Source organism: Streptomyces sp. NPDC058665, from assembly GCF_042714995.1.
Lineage (GTDB): Bacteria > Actinomycetota > Actinomycetes > Streptomycetales > Streptomycetaceae > Streptomyces.
In genome coordinates, this window is record NZ_JBHXRX010000030.1 from 69,414 (window position 1) to 86,443 (window position 17,030).

Annotated in this window: 11 protein-coding genes, 2 tRNA genes, 1 other RNA gene and 1 pseudogene; 9 read left to right on the plus strand and 6 right to left on the minus strand. The window is 71.4% G+C overall.

Annotation, left to right across the window (positions count from 1 at the left end):
• Positions 1 to 44: 44 nt before the first annotated feature.
• From ACFWV8_RS20980 to ACFWV8_RS20990, 3 genes and pseudogenes are all read left to right on the plus strand, one after another.
• A complete protein-coding gene (locus ACFWV8_RS20980; RefSeq protein WP_384204145.1) occupies positions 45 to 1,442 on the plus strand; it encodes an MFS transporter in 1,398 nt (465 codons plus the stop codon).
• The gene (locus tag ACFWV8_RS20985) at positions 1,439 to 2,635 is read left to right on the plus strand and encodes an FAD-dependent monooxygenase (protein ID WP_384204148.1); all 1,197 of its coding nucleotides are present in this window, start codon (positions 1,439 to 1,441) and stop codon (positions 2,633 to 2,635) included. The genes ACFWV8_RS20980 and ACFWV8_RS20985 overlap by 4 nt, the downstream gene beginning before the upstream one ends.
• Positions 2,636 to 3,433: 798 nt before the next feature.
• A pseudogene (locus ACFWV8_RS20990) lies at positions 3,434 to 4,006 on the plus strand (tyrosine-type recombinase/integrase); the annotation flags it as partial.
• Between the two features lie 63 nt (positions 4,007 to 4,069).
• Here the strand turns inward: ACFWV8_RS20990 and ACFWV8_RS20995 are convergent.
• Positions 4,070 to 4,157: transfer RNA gene (locus ACFWV8_RS20995), tRNA-Ser, on the minus strand.
• Positions 4,158 to 4,229: 72 nt separating this feature from the next.
• Here ACFWV8_RS20995 and ffs point away from each other — a divergent pair.
• From ffs to ACFWV8_RS21025, 6 genes are all read left to right on the plus strand, one after another.
• An RNA gene (gene ffs, locus ACFWV8_RS21000) (signal recognition particle sRNA small type) lies at positions 4,230 to 4,328 on the plus strand.
• 42 nt (positions 4,329 to 4,370) lie between these two features.
• On the plus strand, positions 4,371 to 6,605 hold the full coding sequence (locus ACFWV8_RS21005) for a DNA polymerase III subunit gamma and tau (protein WP_384204149.1): 2,235 nt from the start codon (positions 4,371 to 4,373) through the stop codon (positions 6,603 to 6,605).
• Positions 6,606 to 6,799: 194 nt separating this feature from the next.
• Entirely contained in the window at positions 6,800 to 8,056 is a 1,257-nt protein-coding gene (gene purD, locus ACFWV8_RS21010) for a phosphoribosylamine--glycine ligase (RefSeq protein ID WP_384204152.1), read from the plus strand.
• Positions 8,057 to 8,391: 335 nt separating this feature from the next.
• Positions 8,392 to 10,161, plus strand: a complete 1,770-nt coding sequence (locus ACFWV8_RS21015; RefSeq protein WP_384204155.1) for a hypothetical protein — start codon at positions 8,392 to 8,394, stop codon at positions 10,159 to 10,161.
• Between the two features lie 265 nt (positions 10,162 to 10,426).
• On the plus strand, positions 10,427 to 11,884 hold the full coding sequence (locus ACFWV8_RS21020) for a N,N-dimethylformamidase beta subunit family domain-containing protein (protein WP_384204158.1): 1,458 nt from the start codon (positions 10,427 to 10,429) through the stop codon (positions 11,882 to 11,884).
• A gap of 86 nt (positions 11,885 to 11,970) precedes the next feature.
• Positions 11,971 to 12,870: a phosphoribosylaminoimidazolesuccinocarboxamide synthase gene (locus tag ACFWV8_RS21025; RefSeq protein WP_384204160.1), complete on the plus strand. Its 900-nt coding sequence runs from the start codon at positions 11,971 to 11,973 to the stop codon at positions 12,868 to 12,870.
• A 76-nt stretch (positions 12,871 to 12,946) separates the two neighbouring features.
• Here ACFWV8_RS21025 and ACFWV8_RS21030 read toward each other — a convergent pair.
• From ACFWV8_RS21030 to ACFWV8_RS21050, 5 genes are all read right to left on the minus strand, one after another.
• Positions 12,947 to 13,019 (minus strand) — tRNA-Gly (locus tag ACFWV8_RS21030).
• 22 nt (positions 13,020 to 13,041) lie between these two features.
• Positions 13,042 to 13,707, minus strand: a complete 666-nt coding sequence (locus ACFWV8_RS21035) for a response regulator (RefSeq protein WP_384204163.1) — start codon at positions 13,705 to 13,707, stop codon at positions 13,042 to 13,044.
• The gene (locus tag ACFWV8_RS21040; RefSeq protein WP_384204166.1) at positions 13,704 to 15,077 is read right to left on the minus strand and encodes a sensor histidine kinase; all 1,374 of its coding nucleotides are present in this window, start codon (positions 15,075 to 15,077) and stop codon (positions 13,704 to 13,706) included. The genes ACFWV8_RS21035 and ACFWV8_RS21040 overlap by 4 nt, the downstream gene beginning before the upstream one ends.
• Before the next feature lie 69 nt (positions 15,078 to 15,146).
• Positions 15,147 to 15,959 (minus strand): ABC transporter permease, encoded by an 813-nt coding sequence (locus ACFWV8_RS21045; RefSeq protein WP_384204169.1) that lies wholly within the window; start codon positions 15,957 to 15,959, stop codon positions 15,147 to 15,149.
• Complete coding sequence (locus ACFWV8_RS21050; RefSeq protein ID WP_384204171.1) at positions 15,956 to 16,963, minus strand: ABC transporter ATP-binding protein; 1,008 nt, start codon at positions 16,961 to 16,963, stop codon at positions 15,956 to 15,958. The genes ACFWV8_RS21045 and ACFWV8_RS21050 overlap by 4 nt, the downstream gene beginning before the upstream one ends.
• Positions 16,964 to 17,030: the final 67 nt, after the last annotated feature.

A 17,030-nucleotide genomic window follows, 5' to 3' on the forward strand; every position in this document is an offset into this window, starting at 1 on the left:
TACCGCAGACCCCTTCTGCCCCAGCAATGACGGAAAGGATGCATATGACCACAACCCTGGCTCCCCCGGTCCCCATCGGGAAGGCCGCTGTCGGGGCCCTCGGCATGCTGGCGGTCGCCACCGGTGCCCTGGAGTCGGTGGTGACGCCGACGCTCCCGCTCCTGCAACGCGAGCTGGACATGAGCCCGGCCGAAGGGGCGCTGCTCAGCATCGTGCTCCTCATCACCGGCGCGCTGATCACACCGATCGCCGGCAAGTTCGGCGACCGCTACGGCGGGAAACGGGTCCTGATCCGGCTGATGGCGGTGGTCTGCGCCGGCGGTCTGGTCTCCGCCCTGGCGCCGAACCTGCCGGTGCTGCTGCTCGGCCAGGTGCTGCAGGGGGCGATGGTGGGCGCGCTGCCCCTGTCGTTCATCCTGGTGCGAAAACACCTCCCCGAGGGCGAGTCGAAGGTGGCCATCGGGGTGGTCAGCGGGCTGTTCGTGGGTGGCGGGATGGCGGGAACGCTGTCGGCCGGGCCCGTGGCGGAACAGCTGTCCCGGCACTGGATGTTCGCGCTGCCGACGTTCGCGGTCATCGGGTCCACCGTGCTGGTGAGCAGGCTGATGCCGGAAGATCCGCCCGGCCGCTCGGACGACGGCGGGATCGACTGGCCCGGCCTGGCGCTTCTGAGCGGAACGCTGGTGACGCTCATGCTCGTGCTCGCGCTGGCGCCCGACATCGCCTCGCAGCCACTGGTGCTCCTTGCTCTCCTCGGGGTCCTGGCCGCCTTCGTGTACGGATGGACAGCCGTCGAGCGCCGTGCGGTCTCGCCGATGGTCGATCTGCGCATGCTGGCGCGGCCCGCGGTGTGGAAGTCATGTGTGCTGACCTTCGTCATATGCGTCGGTACCTCGGCGGCGGTCTATCTCGTACCGCAACTGTTCGCGGTGCCCTCCGACGAGTACGGATTCGGGGCCAGCGCCACGGCGATCGGCTTCTTCCTGCTGCCCGGCGCCGTGGCCGCGTCACTGGCCGGGCCGATCGGCGGGATCGGGGCGCGGCGGTTCGGCTCGCGTGCCGTGGTGATCGCCGGGGTCGTGATCATGGCCTTCGGCCTGCTCGCGATGGCAGCCGTACACACCGAGAGCTGGCACCTCGTCGTCGGCAAGGCGCTGGTCGCGCTCGCCAACGGTCTGTGCGTCACGGCACTGGTGACCACCACCGCCACATCCGTCGACCAGAGCGACACCGGCATCGCCACCAGCCTGGTCCTGGTGACCCGCGTGATCGGCTTCGCCGTGGGTGTGCAGCTCAGCGGTGCGCTCCTCACCGCCGCGACCCCCGCCGGGTCGGACGTCCCTGCCGAATCGGCCTTCGTCACCGGCTTCGTCATCGCCGGCGCCCTCACGGCGCTGTCCCTGCTTGTCGTCCGCACCATGAACAAAGGAGTAAAGGAATGACCCGTACCACGCCGAGGCGCGAGGTCCTGATCTCCGGGGCCAGCATCGCGGGTCCCACCCTCGCGTACTGGCTGAACCGTTACGGATACGAGGTCACCGTCGTCGAGAAGGCGGGCACACTTCGCAGCGGTGGCTACCCGATCGACGTACGCGGCACCGCACTTGAGGTCGTCCGGAGGATGGGCGTCCTGCCGCGACTGCGGGAGGCGCACATCGATCTGCGCCGGCTGACCTTCCTCGGCGGGGACGGCGGCCAGGTCGCCTCGGTCCACCCGCACAGCGTCACCGGCGGTGTCGAGGGACACGACCTGGAGGTGCGGCGCGGGGATCTGACCGACGCCCTCTACACGGCGGTCCGTGACGACGTGGAGTTCCTGTTCAACGACTCCATCGACGCCCTCGTCCATTCCGATCACGGGGTGGATGTCACCTTCCACGGGGGCGGCAGCCGTACGTTCGACATGGTGTTCGCCGCGGACGGTATGCACTCACGTACCAGGGAGATGGTGTTCGGCCCCGAGGAGCAGTTCCACCGGTATCTCGGCTACTGCTTCGCCGTGTTCACCATGCGCAACACCTTCGGGCTCTCCCACGAGACGGTGATGTGGAACACCCCGGGCCGGGCCGCGGCGCTCTACGCCGTGGGGGACCACGACGACGTGCACGCCTTCCTCAACTTCGCCCGGCCGCAGTCGCCGTTCGAGGCGTTCCCGGACCCGAAAGCCCAACGGGCCCTGGTCGCCGACGTGTTCGCCGACGCGGGATGGGAGGTCCCGGGCATGCTGGCGGCCATGCATGACGCGGACGACGTGTTCTTCGACGCGGTCAGCCAGATCCGTATGCCCCGCTGGTCCAGCGGCAGGGTCGCGCTGGTGGGCGACTCGGCGTATGCCCCCTCGTTCCTCACCGGCCAGGGCACCAGCCTCGCCCTCGTCGGCGCGTACATGCTCGCCGCTTCCCTGACCGACCGGGACCACGCCACGGGCTTCGCCGCGTACGAACACGACACCCGCGAGTTCGTGACCCTGAACCAGGGCCTGGTGGGCGAGGGCGGCGCCACCCTCTTCCCGACGACGGCCGAAGCCCTGGAACAGCGCAACGAAAGGCTCCGCGGCCTCCGCGCCATCCCTACCCCGAAGGCCCGCCCGGCCCACTCGGCACTCACCCTGCCTGCCTTGCCGCCCACGGCGTAAGCCGGCCGTCGCGAAGCCCACAGACCCCGCTCGGTTTCAATAGCGCCGTTGCCCGAGCGGAAACTCCCCGGCCACCCCACAAGGGTGGCCGGGGACCCCACGTTCACGGAGGTCCAGCCCGGTCTGGACGGAGGCGAACGCGACTGGACCTGTCACCAAGGCCACGGCCCCGTCCAGTGGTGGCGCGGGGCGGATCGGGCGCCAAGGCGGTCTGCGTCAGCGCTTCTTGGTCTTCTTCTTTTGCGGCGGGGTCCACTTGCCTCGGTGAATCTGGCAGCGGGAGTAGCCGATCATCGCCGGTTTCCGGCAAGCCTTGCCTGTCTTGGTGTCGGTCGACCCGCACTTGACCTGCTTCCCCATATGTCCTCCCCTGTCCGGTCGAAGGTGCCCAATGTCATCCCATCGTCTCGGCCAGAGGCGTTCGTGGCTCTACTCGCAGGCGTATTCGGCTGATTCGGTAGCCTTCATGCCTGGATAGTGATAATTATCGGCCCAACTAGATCACTTGCACACGGTCGACCGGTCGCCGGAACGGCTATCGCCGTGTTGTCCATCGCCTCGCGTGGACCTGGGGATGCTCCAGACCTCAGTGACCACAAGTCGTCGGTGTCATCGCGCGTTCAGACCGATAGCGAATCCTTGGCTGATCTCCCTTTTGTTGGTGTGCGCCTCAGCCTGGACCATCGTTGCGAAGAAGTCGCTTCGGTTATTCGGGCCGTCGCCGAAGATGGAGCCCGCGCCCCGTTCCCTGGATTCCGCGGAGCAGCCCGAGGCCGCGGAAGCAGTGGCCTATCTCGGCTGCAAGAGGTTCAATGCCTCCTGCTCGAAGCCAACAAGCGCCGGAACAGCACCCGTTGGATGCTGGCCCTGGCGCTCGGACTGCGCTGGTCGGACGTCGACTTGGGCAACGAGTACCTGAAACTGCGCCGCAACCGTCTGCGCCCCCGGTACGAGCATGGGTGCCCGGAAGCCTCACCGTGCGGCCGGAAGGCGGGGTACTGCACGGCCAAGGCGCAGGTCCGGCGCGAGACCAAGAACACCAAGTCTCGCGTCGGCCGACGCGCCGTGCCCCTTCCGGGCCCGCTGGTCGCCATCACGGACTACCGACTGGTACAAGACGCGGGAGTTCGGGACGCTCGCCTTCACGACGCGCGACACACGGCCGCAACCGTGCTCATGCTGCTCGGGGTCCCGACCCGCGTGATTGACCAGATCATGGGCTGGGAGCCGGGCACCTCCGCAAGCATGCGTGCCCGGTACCTGCACGTGCCGGACGCCATGCTCAAGGACGTGGCCCGGAAGATCGCCGAAGCGATCTGGGGCCCCCAGGAAATGCCCGCTGTGGACAAAAACCAGGACAACGAGGTCTGAGAACGTCGAAGGCCCGCCATCGCTAGCGACGGCGGGCCTTCGACTATTGCCCGGTGAGAGCAATGGCGGAGGATACGAGATTCGAACTCGTGAGGGGTTGCCCCCAACACGCTTTCCAAGCGTGCGCCCTAGGCCACTAGGCGAATCCTCCGCGACGAACCATACAAGACGTTGAGCGGTGCTAGCGAACTCGTTCCCGGGGGTGGGCATCGGGTACTGTGGGCGCAGCCCCTCACGTGGCGCTATCTGACTGAACTCCCCCAGGGCCGGAAGGCAGCAAGGGTAGGTTGGCTCTGGCGGGTGCGTGGGGGGCGTTCGCGTTCGCGGGGGTGGGATGTCGTAGCGGGCCGATATCGTCGTAGGTGTGTCGTCCCTAGCGCTGTACCGCCGTTACCGCCCCGAGTCGTTCGCCGAGGTCATCGGGCAGGAGCATGTCACTGACCCGCTGCAGCAGGCCCTGCGCAACAACCGGGTCAATCACGCGTACCTGTTCAGCGGGCCGCGGGGCTGTGGGAAGACGACCAGCGCGCGCATCCTCGCGCGCTGTCTGAACTGCGAGAAGGGGCCCACGCCGACCCCCTGCGGGGTCTGCCAGTCCTGTCAGGACCTGGCCAGGACCGGGCCCGGGTCGATCGATGTCATCGAGATCGACGCCGCTTCGCACGGTGGTGTGGACGACGCGCGTGATCTCCGGGAGAAGGCGTTCTTCGGGCCGGCCGGCAGCCGGTACAAGATCTACATCATCGACGAGGCGCACATGGTCACCCCGGCGGGCTTCAACGCGCTGCTGAAGGTCGTCGAGGAGCCGCCGGAGCATCTCAAGTTCATCTTCGCGACCACCGAGCCGGAGAAGGTCATCGGCACGATCCGGTCGCGTACGCACCACTATCCGTTCCGGCTGGTGCCGCCCGGGACGCTGCGGGACTATCTCGGCGAGGTGTGCGCCAAGGAGCGGATCCCGGTCGCCGAGGGGGTGCTGCCGCTCGTCGTGCGTGCCGGTGCCGGGTCCGTGCGGGACTCGATGTCCGTGATGGACCAGCTCCTCGCGGGTGCCGCCGAGGACGGCGTGACGTACGCGATGGCGACGGCCCTGCTCGGATACACGGACAGTTCGCTGCTCGATTCGGCGATCGACGCCTTCGCGGCGGGCGACGGGGCGGCGGCCTTCGAGGTCGTGGACCGGGTGATCGAGGGTGGCAACGACCCGAGGCGGTTCGTCGCCGACCTGCTGGAGCGGCTGCGGGACCTGGTCATCCTGGCCGCCGTTCCGGACGCCGGTACGAAGGGGCTCATCGACGCTCCCGACGACGTGGTCCAGCGGATGAAGGACCAGGCGTCGGTCTTCGGGGCCGCCGAGCTGAGCCGGGCCGCCGATCTCGTCAACACCGGGCTGACCGAGATGCGGGGCGCCACCTCGCCCAGGCTCCAGCTCGAACTGATCTGCGCGCGTGTGCTGTTGCCCGCCGCCTTCGACGACGAGCGGTCCGTACAGACGCGGCTCGACCGGCTGGAGCGGGGGGTGTCCGCGGCGGCGTTCTCGACCGGGGGGCCCGCGCCCGCCATGGGGTACGTCCCCGGGCCCGAGGCCCATGGGGCGCCGCGCGCCGCCGGACAGGGCGGTGGGGGTACGCCAAGCCCGGCGCCCGCGCCCGCACCCGCGGCCCCACCCGCGCCCCCGGCCCCACCCGCGCCCGCCGCCGACCCCGCGCCCCCGAGCGGCAACCGCCCCGGCGCCTGGCCCGGCGCGGCGGCCCCCGCCTCGGAGGCCCCCCGCAAGCCCGGCGGCTGGCCCACGGCCTCCGCCCCCGGTCGCGGGCCGGGTCCCGCCGAACAGGCCCCTGCCCCGCCCGCGCCGGAGCCCGCCGGTCCGGCCGCCCAGGGCGGCGGTCCCGTCATGACCCAGGGCGCCGGGCAGGTGCGGAACATGTGGCCGGACATCCTGGAGGCCGTGAAGAACCGCCGTCGCTTCACCTGGATCCTGCTCAGTCAGAACGCGCAGGTCGCGGGCTTCGACGGCACGACCCTCCAGATCGGCTTCCTCAACGCGGGCGCCCGCGACAACTTCGCGGGCAGCGGCAGCGAGGAAGTGCTCAAGCAGGCGCTCTCCGAGCAGTTCCACGTGCAGTGGAAGATCGAGGCGATCATCGATCCCTCGGGCGGCACCCCGCAGCCGCCCGCGTCCGGCGGCGGTGGCGGCAACAGCCCCGGCGGCGGCGGAAGTTACGGCGGCGGAGGCGGCTACGGAGGCGGTGGCGGCGGTGCCCCCGGCGGCTACAGCGGCGGGGACGGAGGCGGCGGCTCCAGACCGCCCGCCCCCGCCCCCTCCCAGCGGCCCCAGCCGCCCGCCCAGTCCTCCCCGAACCCCGCCCCCGCGCCCTCCCAGCGACCTGAGCCGCCCGCACCCGCCCCCGGCCGTACGCCGCCCGAGCAGCGCCGCCCGTCGGACGCTCCCGCCGCGCCGCCCCCTCACCACGTCGCCCCCGAGGACGACACTCCTGAAGAGGACGACGCTGACCTCGTCGACTCCGCGCTCTCCGGCCACGACCTGATCGTCCGCGAGCTCGGTGCCACCGTCGTCGAGGAGTACCCGAACGACTAGGGTCTGTCGTTCGGATTTTGCCGGGCTCGCGGGGGCTGGCACGCACGTTCGCCGCGTTGTCGTCGGTCGCCATGTCTCCCTCCTCCGCCTTGCGACCGCACGCACCAGCCCCCGCTCCCTGATCCGGCCTGATCCAAACGACAGACCCTGGTCCCGTCGGGAACGACATCCGCGGCAGCGCTAGGCTGCCCCCCGTGAAGGTCCTTGTCATCGGCGGCGGTGCCCGCGAACACGCCCTGTGCCGCTCTCTGTCCCTCGATCCCGACGTCACCGCTCTGCACTGCGCGCCCGGCAACGCCGGCATCGCCGAAGTCGCCGAGCTGCACGCGGTCGACGTCATGGACGGTGCCGCCGTCGCCCGCCTCGCCACCGAGCTGGAGGCCGGGCTCGTCGTCGTCGGACCCGAGGCGCCGCTCGTGGCCGGGGTCGCCGACGCCGTACGGGACGCCGGGATCGCCTGCTTCGGCCCGTCGGCCGAGGCCGCGCGGCTGGAGGGTTCCAAGGCCTTCGCCAAGGCCGTGATGGCGGCGGCGAGCGTGCCCACCGGGCGCAGCTACGTCTGCACCACCCCGGAAGAGATCGACAAGGCCCTCGACGCCTTCGGCGCCCCCTTCGTCGTCAAGGACGACGGTCTCGCGGCCGGCAAGGGCGTCGTCGTGACCGACGACCTCGCCACCGCCCGCGCGCACGCGCTCGCCTGCGACCGCGTCGTCATCGAGGAGTTCCTCGACGGCCCCGAGGTCTCGCTCTTCGCCGTCACCGACGGCCGTACGGTGGTCCCGTTGCGCCCCGCCCAGGACTTCAAGCGCGCGCTCGACGGTGACGAAGGCCCCAACACCGGTGGCATGGGCGCGTATTCACCGCTCCCGTGGGCCGACCCCAAGCTGGTCGACGAGGTCCTGGAGACGGTCCTCCAGCCGACCGTGGACGAGCTGCGCCGCCGTGGCACGCCCTTCTCCGGGCTGCTGTACGCGGGGCTGGCGATCACCAGCCGCGGTGTGCGGGTCATCGAGTTCAACGCCCGCTTCGGTGACCCCGAGACGCAGGTGGTCCTGGCCCGGCTGAGGACCCCGCTCGCCGGTGTCCTGCTCGCCGCCGCCGAGGGCAGGCTCGCCGACCAGCCGGCCCTGGTCTGGCGCGACGACGCGGCGGTCACGGTCGTTGTGGCCTCGCACAACTACCCCGGTACGCCGCGTACCGGCGACCCGATCGAGGGTCTGGCCGACGTCGTCGCGCAGGATGCGCCGCACGCGTACGTCCTGCACGCCGGGACCCGGCTGGCCGACGACGGCGGCACGGTCCTCAGCGCCGGCGGCCGTGTGCTGTCCGTCACAGCGACCGGCAAGGATCTCGCGCAGGCGCGGAAGCGCGCGTACGCGGCCGTCGACCGCATCCGGCTGGACGGCTCGCAGCACCGTACGGACATCGCCCGCGAGGCCGCCGAAGCCTGAACCGGCCCTTCAGCACGCGGCATCCAAGGGCCCGAAACCGGCCCCGGCCCCGTCCGAACCGATCGGACGGGGCCTTTTCACGCCCCGTTCACCGCATCTCCGCCACGTCCCGGACGTCACATCAAAGAACATTGGCCACGTCAGCACCTTTGACCAAAGCCATTCCATCGAGTGACGGTTAACCCATCCGAATGACCCCCGCCGGGGCCCCAACTATGGTGCGGCGCATGCATTCGGGCACTTGGCCCACCGGCATTGCGATGTCAGTGGCGGGTGCCACAGTGGGGGAGTGAGCAAATCCGCCGTTGTGCAGGCAGAGGGGGTGAGATCCGGACGTGTCCGGTTCAGGTGTCGTTGAGGAGATCGGCGCGCAGGGCGCCAGGGTCCGGGCTCTCGCCGTGCTGCGCGTGCGCGGCAGAGCGGCGGGCATCGCTCTGCTGCCCACGGCCGCAGCGGTCGTCCTGCTCGCGGCCGATGCCACCGGCCGTCTGACCGGCGGGAGTTGGGATGCCGCGCGCTGGATCGTGAGCGGTGTCGCCGTCGTCGTGCTGCTGTGCGCGGCGGCCGTCGCGGCGGTGATCGCCAGGGCCAGACCCGCACTCAGCCCCACCGTGGAGATCGCCGAGAGCTCGGCCCCGGACCTGTACCGCCTGGTGCGGGAGCTGGCCGAGCGGCTCGACGTGCCCGCGCCCTCGTCCATAGCGCTGACACCGGACTGCGACAGCTGGCTGGAGGACCGTACGCACCCCGCGCACGCCCTCGCCGACGCGTCGGGCGGCCCGCACGACCCACACGCCGCACCACACACCCCGGGCACCTCGGCAGGCACCCACGGCACCCCCGCCGCCGGTCGCCGCGCCGCGCCCTCCGCACCAGCCGCACCCGTCCTCGTGATCGGCTCCCCCTTCCTCTGGTGGATGCGCGTCGCCGAGCTGCGCGCCGTGCTGGCCCCGGTCGTGGCCGGTACGGGCCCCGCGTCGCAACCGGACATAGCCGCCGCCCGCCGCTTCGTACGGGGCCTGGACGCCGCGGTGGCCCTCGCGGCCCGCGAGGACCTGGGGCTGATACGCCGGGCTGCTCTCGCCGTCGTCGGCGGCGTCGCCTGCCTGATGCTGCGCGCGTGCGCCGAGCACGCCGCCCTGATGGAGCGCGGTGTCGCGTCCGCCGCGTCCGAGCGTGCGCAGAGTGTGGACTACGGCCTGCGGATCGTCGCCCAGGAGCAGGTCGGCCTCGCCTACGCGGGCTGGGACCGGCTGCTGACCCGCGTCGCCCTGCCCGCCTGGCGGATGGGCCGCTGGCCGTCCCGGCTCGACGCCGGAGTCGTATCGGCGCTGACCGAGCTCTCGCGGCGCGACCGGCTGGCCGAGGGCTTCGCCTCCCGGCTCGGCGAGCGCCCCGCCTGCGATCTGCTCGAAGAGCCCGGCATGGTCGACGAGGCCGCGTCCCTGCTGGCCGCGCGCCTCTTCCACGGGGGCCCGGCCGCCTCGGGCCCCGACTGGTCCCCGGTCGACTGGCAGCAGTATCCGGAAGAGGTCGTGGACCGTAAGTGGCGTACGGAAGCGGCGAGGCTGCACCGCGTCCTGGACGGCATGGGCGTACGCAGCCCCGTGCGGCCGGGCGATCCCACGGCCGACGCCGCCGTGCCCGGACCCACGCTGGACCGGGTCATGGACCATCTCGCCGGACAGGGCGAGGAGGCGGGCGACATCCTGGCCGCCGCGATCAGCGCCGAGGTGGCGCGCGAGGAGGCCGAGGCCGTGCCGCAGGCGCCGAGCGCGCCTCAGGCCGCCGAAGCCACGGGCGACGCCCTGGCGCTCCGCGGGTCGGACCCGCTGCCGCTGTTCCCGCTCATGCCGCCGCGTACGGGCCGTGAGCTGCTCGCCGACCACGTCACAGCGATGGTCTGCTGCGCCGCCGTCGACACGGCGGGCGCGGCCCCGGGGCTCGACTGGCTCGACGGCCCGGCTCTCCTGATGGACGGCAGGCGCCGCACGGATCTGGCGGGCGGAGTGCTGAGCCTGGTGGAGGACGGCGACGGCGAGCCGCTGCGACAGTGGCTGGCGGCGACGGGCGTACGGGCGGAGAAGCCGGTCCGTCTGGTGTGAGGCCGGTCACCGCCCGACCGGCGAAACAGGCCAAACAGTCCGAGCGTGAGCCCACGGGAGGCCCCTCGCCCGCTCCGGCGCACACCCGGCGCACCGCTTCCATCCACTTCCGGTCAGTTCCATTCACAACGAACGGTGACGGAGCGCGTGCGTTATGTGATGTGCTGGGGACCGGCGCCGACGCGGACCGCCCAACAGCGGCCCATCCGGCGGCAGTCGATCAACCATCAACACCTGCACGGGGCATCCAGGGAGGGGCGCGCCAATGTGCGCCGATCACATCCGACGGTGGGAGTCGGGCGCGCTCGCCCACGCAGTCTCCGACCCCTTCGGCCAGGGACCGGTGCCCTGGCTGCGCGGCAGCGAGACCTACTTCGACGACACGGGCCAGGTCGTCCCCTGGTACGCGGAATCGGCTCTCGGGCGCGACCGCGCCGGCCCCCGCACCGCAGACGACGTCCACCGCCAGATCAAGGGCTTCTCCTCCACCGGCGCCGCCGCGCCCGGCGAGTCGATCGACTTCCACATCACCGTCGATCCGCCCCAGCCGTTCTCCGTGGACGTCTACCGGATCGGGCACTACGGCGGCGAGGGCGCCCGCAAGATCACCACGAGCCCCCGCCTCTCCGGGATCGTCCAGCCGGCCCCGCTCGCCGCCGAGCGCACCGTCTCGTGCCACCACTGGTGGCTCTCCTGGCGCCTCCAGATCCCGTCGTATTGGTCGCTAGGCGCGTACGTCGCCGTCCTCACCACCACCGACGGCTACCGCTCCCACATCCCCTTCACGGTCCGCGACACCCACCCCGCCGACCTGCTCCTCCTGCTCCCCGACATCACCTGGCAGGCGTACAACCTCTACCCGGAGGACGGCCGTCTCGGCGCCAGCCTCTACCACGCCTGGGACGAACAGGGCCGGCTCCTCGGCGAGGAGGACGCGGCGATCACCGTCTCCTTCGACCGCCCGTACGCGGGCGCCGGCCTGCCCATCCATGTCGGCCACGCCTACGACTTCATCCGCTGGGCCGAGCGTTACGGCTACGACATCGCCTACGCCGACGCCCGCGACCTGCACGCCGGCCTGATCGACCCGACCCGCTACCGGGGGCTGGTCTTCCCCGGCCACGACGAGTACTGGTCGCTTCCGATGCGCCGCACCGTCGAGCGGGCGCGCGAGCACGGCACGTCCCTGGTCTTCCTCTCCGCCAACACCATGTACTGGCAGATCGAGCTGGGCCCGTCCCCCTCCGGCGTCCCCGGCCGCCTCCTCACCTGCCGCAAGCGCCACGGCCCCGGCCGCCCCGCCCTCTGGCGGGAGGTCGACAGACCCGAGCAGCAGCTGCTCGGGATCCAGTACGTGGGGCGGGTCCCCGAGCCGCACCCGATGGTCGTACGGAACGCGGAGCACTGGTTCTGGGACGCCACCGGCGCCTTTGAGGGCGACGAGATCCCCGGCCTCGTCGCAGGTGAGGCCGACCGCTACTTCCCCCGTACGGCGCTGCCCGAGCACGACGAGCGGATGCTGCTGGCCCACTCGCCGTACCGGGACAGCGGCAACGCCCTTCGCCACCAGGAGACTTCGCTCTACCGGGCCCCCTCCGGCGCCCTCGTCTTCGCCTCCGGGACCTTCGCCTGGTCGCCCGCGCTGGACCGCCCCGGCCATGTCGACGCGCGCGTCCAGCGGGCGACGGCGAATCTCCTCGACCGCATCTGCAAGCGCGACTGAGTACGAACCGACGCCCCGCGGCCCCCGCCCCGAACCCGTACGGGACAATCGGAACCGGAAACTCCCACGGCGAGGAACGAGGAACCGTGTCCGGATTCGTAGAGAAGCCCGAGCCGCTTCAGGTCCCGGGTCTGGTGCATCTGCACACCGGCAAGGTGCGCGACCTGTACCGGAACGGGGCGGGCGATCTCGTGATGGTCGCCAGCGACCGCATTTCCGCCTACGACTGGGTCCTGCCCACCGAAATCCCCGACAAGGGCCGGGTGTTGACCCAGCTCTCGCTCTGGTGGTTCGACCGGCTCACCGATCTCGCGCCCAACCATGTCGTCTCCACCGACCTCCCGGACGGCGCCCCCGCCGACTGGGCGGGCCGCACCCTGATCTGCCGCTCGCTGCGGATGACCCCGGTCGAGTGCGTCGCCCGCGGCTATCTCACCGGCTCCGGCCTCACCGAGTACGAGCAGACCCGCACCGTCTGCGGACTCGCCCTCCCCGAGGGCCTGGTCGACGGCTCCGAGCTGCCGGCGCCGATCTTCACGCCCGCTACGAAGGCCGCCGTCGGCGACCACGACGAGAACGTGTCGTACGAGGAGGTCGCCCGCCAGGTCGGCGCGGAGACCGCGGCGCTGCTGCGCCGTACGACGCTCGACGTCTACGGCCGCGCCCGGGACATCGCCCGCGACCGGGGCATCATCCTCGCCGACACGAAGTTCGAGTTCGGCTTCGACGCCGACGACCGGCTGGTGCTCGCCGACGAGGTGCTGACCCCGGACTCCTCGCGCTTCTGGCCGGCGGCGAGCTGGGAGCCGGGGCACGCGCAGCCGTCGTACGACAAGCAGTACGTACGTGACTGGCTGACCTCGTCCGCCTCCGGCTGGGACCGCGCGAGCGAGCAGCCGCCGCCGGAGCTGCCGGGTGAGGTCGTGGACGCGACGCGTGCCAAGTATCTGGAGGCGTACGAACTCCTCACCGGCACCCGCTGGTAGCAGACGGCGGACACTACGAACACCGGGACGAAGAAGAACCCCCGGCCGGTGATCCGGCCGGGGGTTCTTGTGACTGAGCGGACGACCAGGTTCGAACTGGCGACCTCAACCTTGGCAAGGTTGCGCTCTACCAACTGAGCTACGTCCGCATGCGCCGTGGCGCGTCACCCACTATACCCAACCTCGCTCGCGGGCGAGACGCACCGCCGTATGCCGACTCGAAGCCCCCAGTTTGGACGCGGCGGACGACAGATAGTTCCGTACGGTGCCCTGTGACAGCGAGGCCCACGCCGCGATGTCGGCGATCGGCGCCCCGTCGGCGGCCAGCTCAAGTACCTCGGCCTCGCGCACGGTCAGAGGCGAGTCCCCGGCCGAGATCGCGTCGGCGGCCAACTCGGGGTCCACATGCCGGTTTCCCGCGTGCACGGTGCGGATGATCTCGGCGAGCTGGAGGGCGCTGACGGTCTTCGGTACGAAGCCGCGTACGCCCGCCGCGAGGGCCCGCTTGAGATGACCGGGCCGACCGTGGCTGGTGACGATCATCGTGCGGCAGCTGGGCAGTTCGGTACGGAGTGATGTGGCGACCTTCACACCGTCGGCGCCCGGCATCTGGAGATCGAGCACGGCGACGTCCGGGCGGTGCGCGAGCGCCATCGCCAGCGCCTCGGGCCCGGAGGCGGCCTCGGCGACGACGGTCAGATCGTCCTCCAGACCGAGGAGCGCGGCGAAGGCGCCCCGGATCAGATGCTCGTCGTCGGCGAGGAGGACACGTACGGGAGCGTCCGGCGTCGCGCCGGGCTGCTCTTGTCCGGCGCTGTCTTGTCCGCCGCTGTTCACGCGGTCACCTCGTCGGATACGGGACGGTGCGCCACCGGCTCGGCGGCGGTCGCGTCCCCGGACGGCGCGGACGAAGCGGACGGCGCCGGCAGCGGCACCCGGGCGGTGAGCCGGAAGCGCGCACCGGCCACCGGGCCCGCGTCGAGCGTGCCACCCAGCGTGGCCAGCCGCTCGCGCAGCCCTGCCAGCCCGGCCCCGGCCGTCCTGGGTGTGCCACCCGAACCCACCCGGACCAGGACTCCCTGCTCGGGCAGCCCGTCGTTCTCCACGACCAGCACCGCGTCGCCCCCTTCTCGTACCGTCAGCCGTACCGTGCAGTGCCGCGCGTCCCCGTGCCGCAGCACGTTCGTGGCGGCCTCCCGGACCACCCACCCGAGGGCGGAGCGCACCTCGGGAGTCAGCCCGCCGTCGAGCCCGCCGGGCAGCTCTCCGACGCCGCCCGAGACGGCTCCGGCCGCCCCCTCCAGGTCCAGCTCGAAACCGATGCCGGCGGCCTCCAACACGCCCCGTGCGCCTTCCAGTTCGGTGTGCAGATCCACTTCCCGGTATCCCCGTACGACGGCCCGCACCTCGCGCTGCGACTCCCGCGCTATCCGCTGCACCTCGGCCATCTGCTCGGCCGCCTGCTCCGTACCGCCGCGCCGCGCCAGTTGCAGCGCGAGTTCGCTCTTGAGCGCGATCACCGCCAGATTGCGGCCCATGACGTCGTGCATGTCACGGCCGAACCGCAGCCGCTCCTCTGCGACGGCGAGCCGCGCCTGGAGCTCCCTGGCGCTGTCCAGCTCCCACACGGACTTGGCCAGCCAGACGGAGAAGCCGCAGGCGAAGACCAGTGCCAGCGAGGCCAGCAGCACCCCCATCACATTCCCCAGGACGGCGGCGAACCCCACTCGGAACACCAGACCGGCCACCGCCACGAGGACCAGCGTGGCCAGCACCATCAGCAGCATGCTCCGCACTCGGCGCACGCCGACGGCCAGCGCCCCGACGCCGAAGCAGGCGAACGTGACGAGCAGATAGGCGACGGACTGGGCCTCGTCCACGTTCGGTTCCCGGGGGAACACGCTCATCGCCGCCACGATGCCGACGGCCGTGAGCACGGCCGTCGCGGTCATGAGCCGGACCGGCCTGGCCTGCCTGCCGAGCGCCCAGGACAGGGCGTACGAAGTGGTGGCGGCGGCCGCGAGCGCGTGGGCGCAGACCAGCAGCAGGAACCAGCCGCCGGCCGGGGAGTCGGCGCTCAGGAGGGGCAGTGCGAGGACTCCCACCTCGATCAGCGCGAAGGAGTGGAAGGACCAGCGGGTGTAGATCTCGACCTTGGCCGGCTTGCTCTTCCCGGCCCATGAGCCCGTCGCCCGCGTCCTCGCCATGTGGTCCCTCCCGGGCTCTCGTCCGTGTCGGTGCTGGTGTCGGCTCTGGTGTCCGTGTCCTCGTGGCGCTCAGCGCCGCGGCTCCCAGCGGAACCACTGCCTGACAGCGAACACCGCCAGCACCGTCCAGACCAGGGTATTCAGTCCCGCCGTCAGCAGGTCGCCGCCCGAAGCGCCGCCCAGCCAGCCGGCCCGCACCAGGGTCACGAGCCCGGTCATCGGCAGCAGCTCGCAGACCGAGGCGACGTTGTCCGGCAGCGCCTCCAGCGGCACGAACAGTCCCGATCCCATCGCCGAGATCAGCAGCATCGGCAGAGTGGTGATCTGCGCGCTCTCCACGGTACGGGTGAACGACGCCGAAGCGGCGGCCAGCGCCGCCATCAGCCCGATGCCCGCCAGCACCCCCAGGACCAGCAGCTCGGGCCGCTGCGGAGCGCTCACGTCCAGGACCGCGACCCCGGCGACGACCAGCACGACGCACTGCGCGAGCGCCAGCGACGCGGCGGGCAGCGCGGTCCCGGCCAGGATCTCCTGGTCGGAGACCTCGCCCGTACGGAGCCGCTTGAGCACCAGTTCCTCGCGCCGGGCGGTGTAGGCGGAGGTGAGGTTCATATAGACGACCATGAGTAGCACCATGCCGATGCCGCCCGTCAGCGCGACCTCCGTGATGTTCAGCCCGGTCCCGCTCAGATCGACGTTCTTCAGCGAGGCCTTGGTCGAGAGGATCAGGAAGACCGGCATGAACAGGGCCATGAAGAGCATCGTCCTGTTGCGTACGAGCATGGTCATCTCGGCCCGCGCGAGCGCCCCCAGCCGTCCCGCCATGGTCGTCGTCCCGCCCTCGGCGGCCGTCTCCCGGTTCTGTGCGAGTGCCGTGCTCATGCCGCTGCCGCCTCTCCCGTGCTGCCCGTGCCGTTCATGCCCGTACCGGCAGCCGCGGCCCCGGTGCGCTGTGCCGCGATGTCCAGGAACGCCTCTTCGAGCGAGGCCGAGCGGGCGTCGAGCGCCTCCAGGTGTACGCCGAACTCCCCGGCCCAGCGGAGCAGTTCACCGAGATCCCGCTGGAGTTCCTGGGTACGGATGCTGATCTGCCGGCCGTCCGCCGCCGCGCGCAGCGTGAGTGGCAGATGCCCCGGCTCCACCCCCACGGGCAGCCTGAACCGGATCCGGGCCGGCCTGGTCGCCGTCACCTCCGCCGGTGTGCCCGAGACCACGATCCGGCCCGCGTGCATGATCGCCAGCCGGTCCGCGAGGCCCTCGGCCTCCTCCAGGTAGTGCGTGGTCAGCAGGACGGTCGTGCCGCCGTCGCGCAGCTGCCGCACCAGCTCCCAGGTGTCCCGCCGCCCCTCGGCGTCCAGGCCGGTCGTCGGCTCGTCCAGGAACAGCACCTCGGGCTGCCCGAGCAGCGCGAGCGCCAGGTCCAGGCGCCGCTTCTCACCGCCGGAGAGCTGCTTGACCCGCACGTCGGCGCGCTTGGTCATCCCCACGAGCTCCAGCGCCTCGCCGGCGGGCCGTGCGCCGCTCGTGCAGCCTCCCCACATCTGTACGGTCTCCTTGACCGTCAGATCGCTCGGAAAGCCGCCCTCCTGGAGCATCACCCCGGTCCGCGGCCGTACCCGCGCCCTGTCCGTGTACGGGTCCCGCCCGAAGACCCGTACCGTCCCGCCGCTGGGGCGGGTGAGGCCTTCCAGCATCTCGACGGTGGAGGTCTTGCCCGCGCCGTTCGTACCGAGCAGCGCGAACAGCTCCCCCTCCCCGACGGTGAAGGAGATCTCGTTCACCGCCTGGAACCCGCCGGCATACGTGCGCCGGAGCCGGTCCACTTCGATGACGTTCCCGTCCGAATGCGCTGTGCTCGTGCTGTGGATTCCCCGAGTTCGTGTCATGCCCTCAAGGTTTCCGGCGGATCGGTCCCGGGAGCAGTGCGCGCTGTCATCGGTGCTCATGACAAAT